Annotated in this window: 13 protein-coding genes; 5 read left to right on the top strand and 8 right to left on the bottom strand. The window is 49.3% G+C overall.

Going from position 1 to position 13123, the window contains the following annotated elements; genetic code table 11:
* The 3 genes from AC3ZFK_RS07670 to AC3ZFK_RS07680 form a co-directional block, all read right to left on the bottom strand.
* The coding region (locus tag AC3ZFK_RS07670; protein ID WP_489433766.1) for a Wzz/FepE/Etk N-terminal domain-containing protein at window positions 1–311 on the bottom strand (311 nt) is incomplete at its 3' end.
* Window positions 312–438: 127 nt separating this feature from the next.
* Entirely contained in the window at window positions 439–1725 is a 1287-nt protein-coding gene (locus AC3ZFK_RS07675; protein WP_489433767.1) for a peptidylprolyl isomerase, read from the bottom strand.
* Between the two features lie 4 nt (window positions 1726–1729).
* Window positions 1730–4297 carry an LPS-assembly protein LptD gene (locus AC3ZFK_RS07680; RefSeq protein WP_487507344.1) on the bottom strand — a complete coding sequence of 856 codons (2568 nt, stop codon included), beginning with the start codon at window positions 4295–4297 and terminating at the stop codon, window positions 1730–1732.
* A 135-nt stretch (window positions 4298–4432) separates the two neighbouring features.
* Here AC3ZFK_RS07680 and AC3ZFK_RS07685 point away from each other — a divergent pair, with 135 nt between their 5' ends.
* The 5 genes from AC3ZFK_RS07685 (at window position 4433) to AC3ZFK_RS07705 (ending at window position 9080) form a co-directional block, all read left to right on the top strand.
* Entirely contained in the window at window positions 4433–5416 is a 984-nt protein-coding gene (locus tag AC3ZFK_RS07685) for an aminoglycoside phosphotransferase family protein (protein WP_487507345.1), read from the top strand.
* Window positions 5413–6099 (top strand): N-acetylmuramate alpha-1-phosphate uridylyltransferase MurU, encoded by a 687-nt coding sequence (murU, locus tag AC3ZFK_RS07690; protein ID WP_487507346.1) that lies wholly within the window; start codon window positions 5413–5415, stop codon window positions 6097–6099. Before AC3ZFK_RS07685 ends, murU begins: the two co-directional genes overlap by 4 nt.
* On the top strand, window positions 6045–7538 hold the full coding sequence (locus tag AC3ZFK_RS07695) for a glutamate-cysteine ligase family protein (RefSeq protein ID WP_487507347.1): 1494 nt from the start codon (window positions 6045–6047) through the stop codon (window positions 7536–7538). Before murU ends, AC3ZFK_RS07695 begins: the two co-directional genes overlap by 55 nt.
* Window positions 7539–7540: 2 nt before the next feature.
* Window positions 7541–8563, top strand: coding sequence for a M14 family metallopeptidase (locus AC3ZFK_RS07700; protein WP_489433768.1), 1023 nt, complete (start codon window positions 7541–7543; stop codon window positions 8561–8563).
* Between the two features lie 157 nt (window positions 8564–8720).
* A complete protein-coding gene (locus AC3ZFK_RS07705; protein WP_489433769.1) occupies window positions 8721–9080 on the top strand; it encodes a hypothetical protein in 360 nt (119 codons plus the stop codon).
* A gap of 13 nt (window positions 9081–9093) precedes the next feature.
* On the opposite strand, the gene lipA is transcribed toward AC3ZFK_RS07705, so the two are convergent.
* Genes lipA through AC3ZFK_RS07730 form a run of 5 tightly spaced genes read right to left on the bottom strand, consistent with a single transcriptional unit; the run spans window position 9094 to window position 13051 of the window.
* Window positions 9094–10044, bottom strand: coding sequence for a lipoyl synthase (gene lipA, locus AC3ZFK_RS07710; RefSeq protein WP_489433770.1), 951 nt, complete (start codon window positions 10042–10044; stop codon window positions 9094–9096).
* On the bottom strand, window positions 10028–10663 hold the full coding sequence (gene lipB / locus AC3ZFK_RS07715) for a lipoyl(octanoyl) transferase LipB (RefSeq protein ID WP_487507354.1): 636 nt from the start codon (window positions 10661–10663) through the stop codon (window positions 10028–10030). Before lipB ends, lipA begins: the two co-directional genes overlap by 17 nt.
* Before the next feature lie 52 nt (window positions 10664–10715).
* Window positions 10716–11006: a YbeD family protein gene (locus AC3ZFK_RS07720; RefSeq protein ID WP_487507351.1), complete on the bottom strand. Its 291-nt coding sequence runs from the start codon at window positions 11004–11006 to the stop codon at window positions 10716–10718.
* Window positions 11003–11863 carry a D-amino acid aminotransferase gene (locus AC3ZFK_RS07725; RefSeq protein ID WP_489433771.1) on the bottom strand — a complete coding sequence of 287 codons (861 nt, stop codon included), beginning with the start codon at window positions 11861–11863 and terminating at the stop codon, window positions 11003–11005. The genes AC3ZFK_RS07720 and AC3ZFK_RS07725 overlap by 4 nt, the downstream gene beginning before the upstream one ends.
* A 12-nt stretch (window positions 11864–11875) precedes the next feature.
* Complete coding sequence (locus tag AC3ZFK_RS07730) at window positions 11876–13051, bottom strand: D-alanyl-D-alanine carboxypeptidase family protein (protein ID WP_487507353.1); 1176 nt, start codon at window positions 13049–13051, stop codon at window positions 11876–11878.
* Between the last annotated feature and the right edge of the window lie 72 nt (window positions 13052–13123).

Below are 13123 nucleotides of genomic sequence, written 5' to 3' on the forward strand. Positions count from 1 at the left end.
ACGCCCTGGACGCCCTGGACGCCCTGGACGCCCTGGACGCCCTGGACGCCCTGGACGTTTAGCGCCTGAATATCACTCTCTGTGGGGGGTAGAAAGGTTGTCTCTGCTTTGTAAACTGGGGGCTGGATGAGTGCAAATATCACGGCACCAATGGTGGCGATGGCAGTCAGCCCAAAGATGGTTCTCTTCTTCTTGACCAGAACATTCCAGAGATCGATAAGACTGATCTCATCCTCCTGAGGAAAATATCCATATGGTGGTGGATATGGCATGGTGGGCGGAGGGGTCTGTGGAGTCTCTTCTCTGGTCATTGTTATTCTGCTGCCGATTGGGCAGTAGCTCTCTCCGGTATCTGTAGTGAAAAATTGTGCTCAGAAGTTATTTGTTTTGTATGGCAATGTCAAATATTACGATATGTAACACCGTTGGCTGGACAGACTATATATCATCCAACCGATACTCTATGTAGGCATTATCCCGTAGCCTGCGTAACCAGGTCTCGGTTGCCTCGCTGATTTTACGTTTGCGGATCATCTGACGAGCCTGACTCATCAAAAACTCCTCAGTATTATCTTCCTGTTTGCGCTCAGTCAGTTTAATGATGTGCCAGCCAAAACGTGATTTAAATACCGGACTGATCTCTCCAGGTTGCAGCTTATCCATCTCTTTAACAAATTCTGGGACAAGGTTTTCAGGGTTCTGCCATCCCAGGTCGCCTCCATCCTTGGCGGAGCCGTCCTCTGAGTTTGTACGGGCCAGCTCTTCGAATGATTCACCACCAAGGGCACGCTCTTTGATGATCTCAAGTTTTGCCTTTAGTTTCTCATCACTGTTAAGTTCGCTGTTTTTCAATAAAATATGTCTGGCACGGGTCAGGGTAATCAGATGGGTTGCCTGCTGTTCACGGCTATCAAGTAGTGAGAGCAGATGAAATCCACTGGCACTGCGCAGAGGGCCAATAAATGGGCTCTGCTGCAGGTGCGGTAGTTGACCGGCAAAGAGTGTAGGGAGCTCGGCGGTGGTACGCCAATCCAGAATGCCCCCTTCAAGAGCGTTGCTTCCAGCGGACTGTTCCATTGCTGTCTGTTCAAAGCTTGCTCCAGCTGTCAGTTGCTGAACAATCTCAAGAGCGCTCTTTTTGGCAGATTGGATCTGTTCTGGTGAGGCCCCCTCTGGCAGTGGTATAAGGATGTGCCCCAATTTGTATTGGCGTAGCGAGTTGGCGTTCTCGGATGCCAGTTTGTCGGCTAACCGTTTTGCCTCATCGTCAGATATGGTTACCCTGTTTTCTACTTTTTTTACCTTGAGATTTTCTATGGTGATCTCTTTTTTCAGATTCTCCCGAAAGGTGAGGTAGTCGACACCCTCTTGAGCCAGGGCTTGTTTGAATGCAGAGAGGCTGAGTTTGTTGCGTTTTGCTATGCGCTGCATGGTGCGATCAGTGGTGGACTCGTCAATGACGATCCCTGCTTTTTCGGCAGCCTGAAGCTGGAGCCGTTCACTGATTATCTTCTCCAGAACCTGTGCAGTCAGTCGCTCTAGCGGTGGGAGCTTTACCTTTTTGCTATTGAGACGTTGCACAATAGTTGAGAGCTCACGTTCCAGATCACTTTTAAGGATTACATCGTTGTTGACGAGCGCGATAATGCGGTCAATGCTGGTGATCGAGGCCGCATTTGCAGCCATGGAAAAAAGCAGAGCTAGAGATAGAAAGAGTTTTGTCATCGCTTTAATCTTCCGGGTTGTATCCCTTGATGCTCTCAGAGAGCAGCTTGTTTAGTGGTTTGCGTTTACCGAGGTTTCCAAGCCCCTTTAGCTCCAGAGTCAGGAACCATTTTATATCGAATTTGTTGCGATCGGCACCGTTAAAGGTCTCGGTTCCATCAAAGTAGCGGTTACGGGTGAAACGCATGGCCCAACAGCAGGTGTCATAGCTGATTCCTGCCAGCTCATCGAGGGTGTGGGAATTTGGATCCATTAGTTCGTAGTTGTAACGTCCCAGCAGGTTCCAGCTCCCACCCCAGAGTGAGCCTACTCTCCATGCGGCGGAGAGATCATACTGTCTCTTGTCGTCACGGGAGTAGCTGTGGCCAATATTAAAAATATGGTTGCTGTCAGGTTGGTATTGGTAGTTTGCAGTTACAACATCATCCTGGCCATCGTATGGGTCGAGGCTGAGCTCCAGATCGGTATGGTGAGAACCAAAATCGGTATCCAGTTTGCCGACAATATTAGATGCGCTCTTTTCTGCCGAGATAAAGTTTATGGCCTGCTCAATGGAGGCGGTCAATATCTTCTCATCGCTATCCTGGTTAGTAAATGTTGTAGATAGTTTGGCGTTAAGTTGTTTGGTGTGTGTTGCCTTGTCACTACCAACAAAAGTTGTTTTTAACAGCTCGCTCTCCTCGGCACTTATGGAGGTGCTGTCAAAATCGGAGAGCTCTGAGGTTAGATCGGTATCCCTGCCATCCGGAATATAGGTGTAGGTCAGGGTTGGGGTAAGCTCCTGTAGATAGTTTGTGGTCTCACGCTCAAAGAAGATCCCGCTCTCCAGTTTGTAGGTAGGGATAGTGCGCTTCGGACTCTTGTCGACACTGCTGTTGAGATCATAGCGGCTATGGGCAACTGAGATGGATGGGGTCAGATAGGCAGAGTCGTTGAGGAAGTTGTATTTGTAGTTGACCCCGGGGGTGACAGATAGACGATTACCGGTAATCTTGGTGTCATGGCTAAAATGGGTAAACTGACTTGCTACGCTATAGTTGAGTTGGTCGTCATTACTCTCACTGGACCATGCGAGGTCTAGCTGTGGGAGTTTACGATATGGCTCGTTGTCTCCCGTTATATCTACAACACTCCAGGTCCCTGAGTTTGCGCTACAGGTTCGCTCTGATGTGTAGCTGGTGTTTTCAGTGCCGCTGATTGTACATTTACCACGCTTTCCGATTGTGTAGTGGTCAGAGAAGAGAAGGCCAGCACTCCAGCGCTCACCACTGTAGTTAATCTTTGCAGTCTGCTCCAGGGTGTCGCTGCTGGCAAGACCAAGAGTGTTGCCAAAATCACCAAGGTAGTTTCTGTCGGAAAGTGATGCGTAGTCAATCTCATACTTCAGTGGCCCTGCTAGTCCGCTCTGATAATCTCCCTTGTGGGCAAATTTGAGTTGCCAGCGGTCATCCTTGTAGAGGTCATCACTGGGGAGGAATCCTGCATCCAGCTCTCCATCGCTGGCACTATTGAGATAGCGGTAGTTGCCATCGAGTAGAAGCCCGCGTTTTGCGATCAGCCGCGGGGTGATGGTTGCATCCCGATTAGGGGCTATATTCCAGTAGTAGGGGATGCTGAGCAGTCCGCCACCGGCCTTTTCATAGCCCCAGCTGGGAAAGAGAAACCCTGACTTTCTACGCTCATCCATGGCAAAGGTCCATGACGGGGTATACATGATTGGTACACCCTGAAAGCGAACTACGGCATTTTTTGCAGTTCCCCAACCCTCAAGATCATCCATTCTGATCTCTTCAGCCTCCATCTCCCAGCTTTTATTATCTGGATCACAGGTGGTATAGGTGGCATTGCTGTAACGGTTGACGTAGCTCCCCAGTTTTTCGGCAAGTTCCGCCTCTCCACTGGAGTGATTATTGTCTATTTTGTATCTGGCGTTGTGGATGACACCACTGTCAGTTTTCTGATTAAAGAGTCCACTATCACCAGCCAGCTCTGATCCGGTCTCTCGGTAAACCAGATTCCCCTCCGCCTTAAAAATGCCACTATCACGATTGTAGTCAACCTGGTCAGCTGTTAGTGACTGATCCGCACGATTCATAACAACATCACCACTGTAGTGGAAGAGGTTGCGTTCACGGATCTCCATCTCATCAGCACTGATGATTGTTGCCTCACCACCGCGATCTGAAGGTATGACAGGCACACTGTTCGAGGCGGTCTGGAGAGGACACTGCTCTCTGTTGGCAGCTCTGTTTTCGGTTGCTGCTGTTGGCTTGGGAGAGGGTGTTATAGATGATGGTGTTGCAGATGATGGTTTAACGATGGTTGCTACAGGTTTTTGAGTCTTGGGTAAAACACTCTGTTTTGTTGCTGGTATCTGGGTTTGGAGGGTTGGCTGGATGGCAGATAGCGGTGTGGCCTCAGAGATGGAGAGCCCGCTTTTGGCTCCACAGAGCCAGCCACCATCACTGCCAACTACACAACGAAAGGGGACATCCGCATAAGCCTGGACAGAAATTGCACAGGCCAGTGTGGATAGAAGATATCCTGTTTTTGTGCGGAGCAGTTGGTTCACGAGGCTGTGTTGATAATCTATCTATTAATGGTGTCAGTCAGGAGCAACAATCCAGGCTCCTGGCGACTGATTATACATGTCACGCCATCTAAAGAGTACAATTCGGTTTATCAAAAATAGAGGAGTTGTTGAGTAATGGATCAACGGTTGGAGCAGCTGAAACAGTTGGTTGGCAGCCAGTTGGGTGGGTTGGAGTTTTCCATCTCCCCAGCATCTGCCGATGCCAGCTTTCGCCGTTATTTCCGGGCAAGTTATCTGGATGGTGGGGTGGAGCAGACGCTGATTGTGATGGATGCTCCCCCAGAAAAAGAGGATTCCGCCACGTTTGTATCCATTGCAAGAACACTGCGTAACTGTGGGGTGCATGCACCAGAGATTGTGGCGGTGGATTTGAAGAGAGGATTTATGCTGTTGTCCGATCTTGGATCAACCCAATATCTGGACAGACTCACCAAAGATAGATCCGAGCTGCTTTATGGAGATGCCATGGAGGCCTTGTTGACGATACAGCAGCAGTGGCCTGCGAATCACCGCTTGCCTCCTTATGATCGGGCGTTGTTGATGCAGGAGATGGGGATATTTAAGGAGTGGTATCTTGGGGTGCATCGTCAATATCTGCTGAATGAGGATCAGGCTTGGGAGCTGGAAGAGCAGTTCTCGCTGCTGGCAGATTCGGCACTGGAGCAGCCTCAGGTTGCAGTTCACAGAGATTACCATTCACGTAATTTGATGGCACTGCCAACAGACAATCCAGGGGTGATAGATTTTCAGGATGCGGTATGGGGGCCAGTTACCTACGATCTGGTATCTCTGTTGAGGGATTGCTATATAGATTGGCCGCAGGGAGAGGTGGAGAGATGGTCCGGGATCTATTTTCAGCAGTTGGTAGAGAGGCAGATGATCACAGGAGTGGGGCTGGAACAGTTTATGCGCTGGTTTGATTTGATGGGGGTGCAACGTCACCTCAAGGCGATAGGTATATTCTCTCGTCTAAACCACAGGGATGGAAAACCTGGTTATCTTGGTGATATTCCCCGTACCATGAACTACGTAATTGATGTAACTGCAAGGTACCCAGAGCTGGGGCCGCTACATGGTCTGGTGAGAGCTCTGTCATGAAAGCGATGATTCTGGCAGCAGGCAGAGGTAAGCGGATGCGTCCTCTAACAGACAAGATCCCAAAGCCACTACTAAAGGTGAGAGGGAGACCACTTATTGAGTACCACATTGAGGGGCTGGTGGCAGTGGGGGTTAGAGATATTGTGATTAACCACGGTTGGTTGGGAGGCCAGATTCCACAACATCTGGGGGATGGATCGAGATTTGGGGCAGATATCCAATACTCATCCGAACCGCCAGAGGCGCTGGAGACGGGTGGTGGACTTGTTCAGGCACTGCCACTGTTGGGTGGAGAGCCATTTATTGTGGTTAATGGAGATATCTTTACCGACTACGATTTTGGGCAATTAACAGGGCACGAGATGGGTGGTCAGGTATCAGGAGTGCTGGCCCATCTGGTGCTGGTAGATAACCCACCCCACCATGGCAGGGGGGATTTTGTGTTGGAGGATGATAGGGTTACAGGGTATGGTGCCGTGGATGTTGAGCCTCAGCTGACCTATAGTGGAATTGCCATATTTCATCCCCAGCTTTTTGACGGGATCAAGTGTGGGCGTTTTCCTCTGGCACCCATTCTGTTCGATGCGGTAGAGCGCGGAGTAGTATCTGGTGAGCACCATAAGGGCAGATGGTCGGATGTTGGGACACCAGAGAGGCTACATTTGGTGGAATCGGAGTTATAGTCTCTACTATGGGTCAGGAGATAACTACAGACCATTTTCATAAACGGGATTTTCACCGTTTCGAGCAGGCACTGGCAGCAGAGACTGAGTTGCTTGAAGAGTGGTTTTCTGCCTCCCGCTTTCACGGTACAGATCCTGTCGTTGGGTTCGAGCTTGAGGCCTGGCTGGTTGATGGATCTCTCCAGCCATCCCCATCCAACACCACTTTCTTGCACAACCTGGATGACCCATTGGTGGTTCCGGAGCTGGCCAGCTTTAATGTAGAGATAAACGGCACTCCTCAACCACTTAATGGAACCCCTTTTACCAGCCTGGCAGAGGAGCTTAACCAGACCTGGAGCAAGGGAGAGAGCGCCGCAGCAGATATGGGGTTGGGGCTTGCAATGGTAGGAATTTTACCAACTCTGCAGCCCAATCATCTTAATCTTGGAAATATGAGTGAGTTACAGCGTTATCGGGCCTTGAATGAGCAGGTGATGCGTATGCGTGGCGGCAGGCCACTTGAGTTTCAGATCGATGGCAGGGAGCATCTCGCACTTACTCACCATGATGTGATGATGGAGGCAGGGGCAACCTCACTACAGATACATCTGCAGGTCCCTTTTCACCAGTCGGTTGATGCATTCAACGCAGCAATACAGCTTTCAGCGCCAATGGTTGGGCTCTGTGCAAATTCTCCTTATCTGTTTGGCCATGATCTCTGGAGTGATAGCCGTATTCCGCTATTTGAACAGGCTGTTAATGTGGATCCAATTGCTCACAGTATGGGGGAGGGGAGAGTTGGGTTTGGGACAGGATATGCGGTTGAGAGCCTGTTTGAGTTATTCAGGGAGAATCTGGACCATTACCCTGTGATGTTGCCAATGATTCAGCCTGGTGGCGTAGAGAGCCTCTCTAATCTGATGTTGCACAATGGAACTATCTGGCGCTGGAATCGACCCCTTGTAGGGTTTGATCTGGATGGTAACCCCCACCTGAGAATTGAACACAGGGTGGCATCAGCAGGGCCAACAGTTGATGATGTGGTTGCAAATTCCCTCTTTTTTGTTGGGATGGTTATGGGGCTGCTGAATGGTGGCAGGCAGATAGCCGAATTAATGCCATTTGACCAGGCCAGGGATAACTTTTACCGTGCTGCAAAAGGCGGGATGGATAGCGTTATCAAGTGGCAGAGTGGCAAGAGTATAGAGTTACGCACTCTGCTGAGCAGTGAATTGGCCCCTCTGGCGGAGGCCGGTTTTAAGAGTATGGAGTTAAGTGAGGATGAGTGGAGACCATGGCTGGAGATAATAGAGGGCAGGGTGGTTAGTGGACAGAATGGAGCTGTCTGGCAACGGAGGTGGATTGAACGAAATGGGCATGATATGGATGGGCTGTTACAGGCATATATGCAGGGCCAGAGATCGGGCAATCCAGTTCATGAGTGGATGGTAGAGTAGATATGAGACAACTGATTACGCTGAATGAAATACCTGATGGTCTATTGGATCTCGAGGCAGATGAGCTCACCACCATGTTGTCTGGCACTACCCTCGTCCATCTGCCGGGGCGTAGAAGAGAGCCCCTGTTTATTACAGTTTTGCTTCATGGCAATGAGATTACCGGATGGCAGGCACTACGAGGTATGTTGAGGAAGTTTCAACACAAGGAGCTGCCTCGTTCCCTCTCTTTTCTGGTTGGCAATGTCTCTGCGGCAGCAGAGGGGGCAAGACATCTTCCCGGTCAGCCTGACTACAACAGGATATGGGATGGGCGTGGGGGTTCAGAACAACAGATGATGTCTGAGGTTGTGGAACAGATGCGGCAGCGCAATGTGTTTGCCAGTATTGATGTCCATAACAATACTGGCCGTAATCCACATTACGGCTGCGTTAACCTGTTGGAACAGTCCCATCTCCATCTTGCCACCCTGTTTAGTCGTACGGTGGTCTACTTCACCAGGCCGGCCGAGGTGCAATCAATTGCAATGTCAAAAATCTGTCCTGCTGTTACTGTGGAGTGTGGACAGCCCGGCGAACCTCATGGTGTTGAGCATGCGCAGCAGTTTCTTGAGAGTTGTCTTCATCTATCCAAAATTCCGTCTCATCCAGTTGCTCACGGTGATGTTGATCTCTTTCATACGGTGGCAACGGTAAAGATCCCAGGTGCTGTGCGGTTTGGGTTTGGTGATTCTGATCAGGGGATGGATTCACTGGATCTATGTTTTGCAGATGATCTTGATCAGCTGAATTTTCAGGAGATCCCCGCAGGCACCAGTTTTGGTGTGGTCTGTTCAGATCGAGTCGACCATATAGAGGTCTGGAGCGAGGCTGGAGAGGATGTGGGAGACAGGTTTTTTGAGGTAGAGGATGGAGAGCTAAGAACCAAAAGGGCTGTGATGCCATCGATGCTGACCAGAGATGAGGAGGTGATCAGGCAGGATTGCCTCTGCTATCTGATGGAGCGCATGGATTACTATGATTAAATCCAGATCTCGTCATTACCGCCAAGGGAGGTCATCTACTGATCATGCACGCCTCCTGCGGATGCGCAATCCAATAACAGTTTGTACAGGAGCCGGATGTTTGGTATCGTCGTCAATTATGCGGCTATATATTTCATCAAGAGTGGGGCTTGGGTAGGTGAACAGGATATCTCTGTTTTCGGTTGCCATTGCCATTGGACTGCTCTCGTCAGTGGCTCACAGTGAGTCATCGTATAGATGGAGTGGTGTAGATTGGGGCATGTCTGATAATGAATATAGCCAGTCAGTTGCAGGTAATCAGCGTTTTTTAGGAAAACTTGCAGAACAGTCTGTGGTGTACGGACTCAGTAATGTTGGTATTCCTGAGGATATTACAACGTTCTCCATGTCTGCAGTTGGAGCAGCTGTTAATGGTGGAGAGATTCCCCTTAACGCAGATAAATCTATCTATCTTGAGATCAATGAGCCAGTTGCAGATAGTCCCGATGCATCCCTGAAATTTAGATACTCATGGTGATGTCGTCAGGCTGTTAGCTGATCTTTTTACCGGCAGCCTGCAGATCAGCATGGTATGAGGAGCGTACCATTGGCCCACTTGCCACATTATCGAACCCCATCTCCTCTCCCAGAAGCCGAAGAGAGTCAAACTCATCCGGAGTCAGATATCTGCTGACTGGAAGGTGGTGGCGACTGGGTTGCAGATATTGCCCCAGGGTTAATCTGTTTACATTATGAGATCTTAGATCCTCCATAACCGATTTAACCTCATCAATAGTCTCTCCAAGGCCAACCATGATCCCGGATTTGGTTGGAACTGACGGATTACGCTCCCCAAAATCATGCAGAAGCCTAAGTGACCCATCATAGTTGGCACCAGGTCTGCTCTGCTTGTAGAGACGAGGCACAGTCTCCAGATTATGGTTGAAGATATCTGGGGGGGTCTGACTGAGAATCTCAATTGCGCTATTCTCACGTCCCCTGAAGTCAGGAGTCAGAATCTCTATCTTGATCTCTGGAATACATTTGCGTATCTCATGAATGCAGCTTCCATAGTGAGCTGCTCCACCATCCCGGAGGTCGTCTCGATCCACCGAGGTGATAACAACATAATGCAGACTCATTGAGGATATGGTCTCTGCCAACTGTCTGGGTTCATCAGGATTGGTTGGTTCAGGTTTGCCATGGGCAACATCACAAAAAGGGCAACGCCGGGTACAGATGTCACCAAGAATCATGAAGGTGGCTGTACCATGAGAGAAACACTCTCCCAGATTGGGGCAGGCTGCCTCTTCACAGACAGTGCTGAGATCGCTCTCTCTAAGCAGTTTTCTGATTTTTGCCACCCCTTCTCCTTGCGGAGCCTTGGCCCTTATCCATGAGGGTTTGCGTAGAGGAGTAGTTGTTGGTTCCACCTTTACAGGTATACGGGAGACCTTGTCTGCTCCCCTCTGGTGAATGTTTGAGTTACGTGATTTCACCATTCCAGTTATATCCAAGTTGGTTAACAAGCTGTTGAACCAGCAATCTCTCTATCTCACCACTCTCTGGAAGCGTAATCAGATCAGATAGCTGTGTTACCTGTAGGCCTCGATATCCGCATGGATTGATGCGAGAGAATGGCTCAAGATCCATATCAAGATTAAAGCTGAGGCCATGAAAACTTCTGCCCTTGCGAATTCTCAGTCCAATGGCCGCAATTTTTGCCCCATCCACATAAACACCAGGAGCGTCGCTACGTGCCACAGAGTCAATGCCAAAAGTTTTTAGAGTGTTGATTAGTGAGTTCTCCAGTGCAGTAACCAGTGCGCGCACCCCGATATTTTTTCGCTGTATATCAATCATGGTATACAACACCAGCTGCCCCGGACCGTGATATGTGACCTGACCACCACGATCAATCTGTACAACAGGAATGTTTCCAGGATTTAGCAGATGTTCATGTTTTGAAGCTTTTCCAAGGGTAAAAACAGGCGGGTGTTCAACCAGCCACAACTCATCCGGCGTAATGTCGTTACGCTCTTCGGTGAACTTCTGCATCATCCTCCAGGTGGGCTCATATGGAGATATGCCGTGTTGGCGAACAGTGATCTCTTGCATGATTTAGGTAATAAATCGGTTAAGGAACATGTGAAAAAATCTTAATGGGATGTGGTTATAGTGCCATCATTACACGTTCGTCAGCAGTGAGATCATAATAGATGTCATCAAGCTGCCTTTTGCTGGTGGCAGTAATGGTTACCGTAACTGATATAAAGTTTCCATTTTTACTGGGCCGGGTTTTTACTGCACCTTCGCTCAGGTCTGTTACATGTCTGCGTACCAGAGTGGTGACATGGGTATCAAAGTCGTTCTCATCCTTGCCCATCGCCTTGATAGAGAAAGAGCATGGAAACTCCAATAATGTCTCTTCATTGCCTTCCTGGATATTGTCTGAATCGTTCATGGTGCTCTATTCTGGAACTCTCTTTTGAACTGTTGTAGTAGATGGTTGAGACGCAGAGTAATTGCCCCGGGTTTTCCGTTACCTACAGAGGAGCCATTCAGCATAGTCACTGGAACAATCTCCCTGGTTGAGCTGGTTACCCATATCTCATCTGCATCCGTGAGTTGGGATTCATCAATATCGCCCTCTATGGCCTCAATTTTATCCTGCTGTGCCAGCTCCAGAACAAGGTCTCTAGTCACACCGGGTAGAAGGTATTGACCCCTGGATGGTGTGATAACAGCACCACTTTTTGCTATAAACAGATTACTGGCCGCACCCTCGGTAACCTTGCCGTCACGAATCAGGATAGACTCTTTTGCCCCCTGATCGAGGGCATGTTGTCGATGCAGCACATTTGCCAACAGGTTGATGGACTTGATGTTGCATCGGCTCCAGCGGGTATCAATCTCGGTAATTGCCGAGATACCCGATTCAATAATCTCTGCTGGGGAACCAACCAGTGGGTTGCTCATCATGAACAGAGTAGGTGGGGTGTTATCTGGGAATATATGGTCTCTCGGTGCAGTACCACGAGTTACCTGCAGGTAGAGTGACTGGTCTTCACCCTCGTTTTTATCGATCAGTTCGGTCAGTAGTTGCTGCCATCTGCTGCTGGAGAGTGGGTTCAGGATTCTGGTCTCAGCCAGGCTGTTCTCCAGTCGTTGCAGGTGCTCCTGAAGTCTAAATGGTTTTTTTCCATATACTGGAATTACCTCATATACACCATCACCAAAGAGAAAGCCGCGGTCCAGAACCGGAATGGCGGCCTCCTCAATTGGCAGGAATGTGCCATTTAGATAGGCAATAGAGTTCAAGGTGACAGAGCCCTACTGGAACCAGAGTTCTACACTATCCATCATATTGTCCCAGAGACCACCCTCTGCGACCGACTCCAGGGCAACCAGTGGAGTCTCTGCAACAGGCTTTCCATCAACCGTGAAGGTAACAACTCCAAGCTGTTCACCCTCTGCTATCGGGGCCTCAAGAGTTTGGTTGGTGATCAGAATATCACTCTTCATATCTCTGAATTGATTGCGGCCTAGGGTGATTGTTAGTGACTCTGTAGTTCCGGCAGATACCGTATCTGCCTCTCCCTTCCACACCTGTGGTGAGGCCAGAACCTCGCCAGGCTCTGTGATGGTATGGGTCTCATAGAAGCGGAATCCGAAATTCAACAGCTTCTGGGTCTCACGAGATCGCGCCTCCGTACTCTCTGTCCCCAGCACTGCAGAAATAAGGCGCATGTCGTCTCGTTTTGCAGAAGAGACCAGACAGTAACCCGCGGCCTCTGTATATCCAGTCTTGAGGCCATCTACACTCTCATCGCGCCATAGAAGTTTGTTGCGGTTGGACTGCTTGATTGGTTTGCCGCTCTTCAGCTCCTTGCCATAGACAAACTCTTTTTCTGCATAGATTGGGTAGTACTCCGGAAAATCTCGAATCAGTGCCTGAGATAGAATTGCCATATCCTCGGCACTTGTATAGTGCCCCTCAGCCGGCATACCAGTAGCATTTTTGAAGTGGCTGTTCTTCATCCCCAGGATCTCGGCATACTGGTTCATCAACTCGGCAAAGGTCTCCTCGGCCCCGCCAATATGTTCAGCCAGAGCTACACTGGCATCATTTCCTGAGGAGATGATCATTCCCCGCAACAGGGCTTCAACAGGAATTTTTTTACCTACCTCGATAAACATCTTGGAGCCACCGGTCTTCCAGGCCTTTTTGCTGATGGTAACCTCGTCACTGAGCTGGATATTTCCCTGTTTTAACTCACTGAAGATGGCATATGAGGTCATGATCTTGGTTAGACTGGCGGGCGCAAGATGTTTCTGACTATCTCCTTCTGTAATTACCCTGCCACTATCAAAATCCATCAGGATATATCCAGTTGCGGCTACAGATGGTGCCTTGGGGATAATCCTGGGGGCTGCCGTTGCGGTTGTGCTTATGGTGGCTACAACTATTGAGAGAAGATATGGGATTGCTGCTTTTAGTTTGTTCATGGTCTATTCAGTTCTAACTATTTTTCATTTTCTAATTCTAACAACATTCATAAGTCATGTCGGTATCTTGGT

This window comes from Candidatus Thiopontia autotrophica (assembly GCF_982804495.1).

Bases quoted from the DNA above. Each gene is read 5' to 3' on its own strand.
- AC3ZFK_RS07700 (WP_489433768.1), top strand. From the start codon at position 7,541: ATGAGACAACTGATTACGCTGAATGAAATACCTGATGGTCTATTGGAT.
- murU (WP_487507346.1), top strand. From the start codon at position 5,413: ATGAAAGCGATGATTCTGGCAGCAGGCAGAGGTAAGCGGATGCGTCCT.
- AC3ZFK_RS07730 (WP_487507353.1), bottom strand. From the start codon at position 13,051: ATGAACAAACTAAAAGCAGCAATCCCATATCTTCTCTCAATAGTTGTA.
- lipA (WP_489433770.1), bottom strand. From the start codon at position 10,044: ATGGTGAAATCACGTAACTCAAACATTCACCAGAGGGGAGCAGACAAG.
- AC3ZFK_RS07695 (WP_487507347.1), top strand. From the start codon at position 6,045: ATGGTCGGATGTTGGGACACCAGAGAGGCTACATTTGGTGGAATCGGA.
- AC3ZFK_RS07685 (WP_487507345.1), top strand. From the start codon at position 4,433: ATGGATCAACGGTTGGAGCAGCTGAAACAGTTGGTTGGCAGCCAGTTG.
- AC3ZFK_RS07675 (WP_489433767.1), bottom strand. From the start codon at position 1,725: ATGACAAAACTCTTTCTATCTCTAGCTCTGCTTTTTTCCATGGCTGCA.
- AC3ZFK_RS07720 (WP_487507351.1), bottom strand. From the start codon at position 11,006: ATGAACGATTCAGACAATATCCAGGAAGGCAATGAAGAGACATTATTG.